The organism is Polaromonas sp. P1_G4 (assembly GCF_056405475.1).
The window spans coordinates 1-2,525 of the sequence record NZ_JBFUCA010000572.1 but is presented as its reverse complement, the minus strand read 5'-3'; the positions used below and the strand labels follow the sequence as shown (position 1 = coordinate 2,525).

Below are 2,525 nucleotides of genomic sequence, written 5' to 3'. Positions count from 1 at the left end.
TGGTAGACCTGTGCCGCAGCGGGTTGTATGCACAACAAACCCAAGCCTGAAACAACGGTAAAACAGAATAAATGACGCATGGTGTGATCCTGTACGGCGTTACTCCCAGTTTAAGCGAGCGGGCTCACTGTAAGCCCTTTCCTACGAGCCTCGCATGCAAAAATACGGCCCATGCTTATTCATCCGCAAATCAATCCGGTTGCCCTGCAGTTGGGTCCCCTGGCCATCCATTGGTATGGCCTGACATATCTGGCGGCTTTTGGCCTCTTCTTCTTCCTGGCTACGCGGCGCCTTCGCCACGAGCCCTATGCGTCCATCACCGGCCCCGGCGCCTGGTCGCGCAGGGACATTGAAGACATCCTGTTCCTGGGTGTCATGGGTGTGGTGGTCGGTGGGCGGCTTGGCTACTGCCTTTTTTACAAGCCCGGTTACTACCTGTCGCACCCGCTTGAAATCTTTTTTGTGTGGCAGGGCGGCATGAGCTTTCACGGCGGGATGCTGGGTGTGCTGGCCTCGCAATGGTGGTTTGCCCGTTCGCGCCAGCGGCCCTGGCTGCAGGTCATGGACTTCGTCGCGCCTTGCGTACCGACCGGGTTGGCGGCGGGGCGCGTTGGCAACTTCATTAACGGTGAGCTCTGGGGACGCTTCAGCGACCCTGCTTTGCCCTGGGGCATGGTATTTCCGGGCAGCGGCGCCATGCAGCCGCGTCACCCCTCACAAATCTATCAATTTCTGATGGAGGGCTTGTTGCTGTTCGTGCTCCTCTGGCTGTACGCGCGCAAGCCGCGTAAGGTGGGGCAGGTCTCAGGGGCCTTCCTGGTCGGCTACGGTGTGTTTCGTTTCATCGCCGAGTTTTTCCGTGAGCCCGACGACTTCCTGGGCATCCTCGCCCTGGGTATGAGCATGGGTCAATGGCTTTGCGTGCCCATGATCGCAGCGGGTGTCGGGCTCTGGGTGTGGGCTTCCCGGCAGGGTCAACCCCGAAAATCCATCGCAGGCAGCTATTGATTTGTGGCGATAGCTCAGGGCGTCAGGACTGTCTGGCGCCCTGAGCCTCTCGCTTCGGGGCGCTAGGGTTTCTCCCTGTCGTTTTCGGGCACAGGGCACTTGCCTGACTGCTTTTTAGCTCCCATAATTATGTGTAATTACTTGAAATTACCGCTGGAATTCTGAAAACTCYAGACGCTGCCGGGGCAGTTGTATGAAAGCAGGTGGGTTTTCGGGACGTACCGGGCCATCGCGGTTGCCGGGTTCGGTGGATGTCTCGTGTATTTGGGTTCATTGCGTCAGCCGGTCAAAAGGGGTCTGTCATGCGTCTGGTCCAGAGTTCATTGCATCAGGAAGTCGCCAATACCCTGCGCGAGCAGATTTTTGCCGGCCAGCTGGCGCCCGGGAGTTTTCTGGACGAGGTGGCGCTATGCGAACGGCTGGAAATCTCCCGCACGCCACTGCGCGAGGCGCTCAAGGTGCTGACCTCGGAAGGGCTTCTGCGCCACGAACCCCGGCGGGGTTGCTTTGTCAATGAGGTGACCGAGCAAGACCTGGACGACATTTTCCCGGTCATCGCCTTGCTGGAGGGGCGCTGCGCCTATGAGGCGGCACGCAATGCCACCGACGCCGATCTGGCTGCGCTCACTACTTTGCATGAGCGGCTTAACAGTCACGCCAAAGCCGGCCGGATCAATGACTATTACGCGACCAATTTCGCCATTCACGAGGCCATCATCCTGTTGGCCAACAACCRCTGGCTCGCGCAGGCGATTGCGGACCTGCGAAAAATATTGAAGCTGGCGCGGCTCCAGCAGTTGCACGCGCCGGGCCGCCTGGCGCAAAGTCTTTCAGAGCACATGACGGTGTTTGCGGCCCTCAAAAGCCGTGACAGCGAAGGTGCCGATGCCGCCATGCGCACTCACCTGACGCGCCAGCGCGAAGCGCTGCGTGACCTTTCCCGCAGCCAGCGCTCCAGGGTGGCCTCATGAGCGCCGCAGACTGGCTCAGCCGCAATGTTTCGCGGCTCACGGCAGGCGAGAAAGGCCTTACAGAAAAAACTGCCGCAGGGCAAGCAGACCGTGCGCAAGCAGCTACAAAAAAGATAGCAGCTAGCGTCGAATTGCCCGCGCGAAGCACGCATGAACGGCTTCAGGCAACCCTGAGTCATAAGGACGAAGCGCTGTCGCCGCGCGTACTCCGCCGCACCTTGCAGGAGCTGCAGGCCATCATCGACCCACGCGTGAGTGAGGTGGAAGGCGGCCGGCGCGCCATGGCCATTGCGGCCTGGTACCAGGGCGCCACCCCGGCTCGCCGGCGCGACCTGTGGATGCTGATGAGTGAGCAGTTCGTCGCCAATCCGCAGAAGGTCAAGGCTGCGCAGGCGCAGTTTGCGGCTGCCGTGGGTACACCCGAAGAGGCGGTGGCCGAGGTGCGTTACCGCCGTGCCACAGTCTCACCGCGCCGGCGTCTGCTGCAGCGCTTCAGCGTCTATCCGGGCGGCATCCAGTTCCTGGTCGAAATGCGTGCGGACATGC

3 protein-coding genes are annotated in these 2,525 nt (G+C 60.9%); all 3 read left to right on the top strand.

Translation table 11 applies throughout. From position 1 onward, the window contains the following. Positions 1-171 precede the first annotated feature (171 nt). Complete coding sequence (gene lgt / locus AC1D1X_RS20655) at positions 172-1,008, top strand: prolipoprotein diacylglyceryl transferase (protein ID WP_477669056.1); 837 nt, start codon at positions 172-174, stop codon at positions 1,006-1,008. 302 nt (positions 1,009-1,310) lie between these two features. Then, a complete protein-coding gene (locus AC1D1X_RS20650; protein WP_477699043.1) occupies positions 1,311-1,979 on the top strand; it encodes a GntR family transcriptional regulator in 669 nt (222 codons plus the stop codon). Further along, positions 1,976-2,525, top strand: a 550-nt coding sequence (locus tag AC1D1X_RS20645; RefSeq protein ID WP_477699042.1) for a malonyl-CoA decarboxylase N-terminal domain-containing protein, incomplete at its 3' end; no start/stop codon positions are given. The genes AC1D1X_RS20650 and AC1D1X_RS20645, both read left to right, overlap by 4 nt.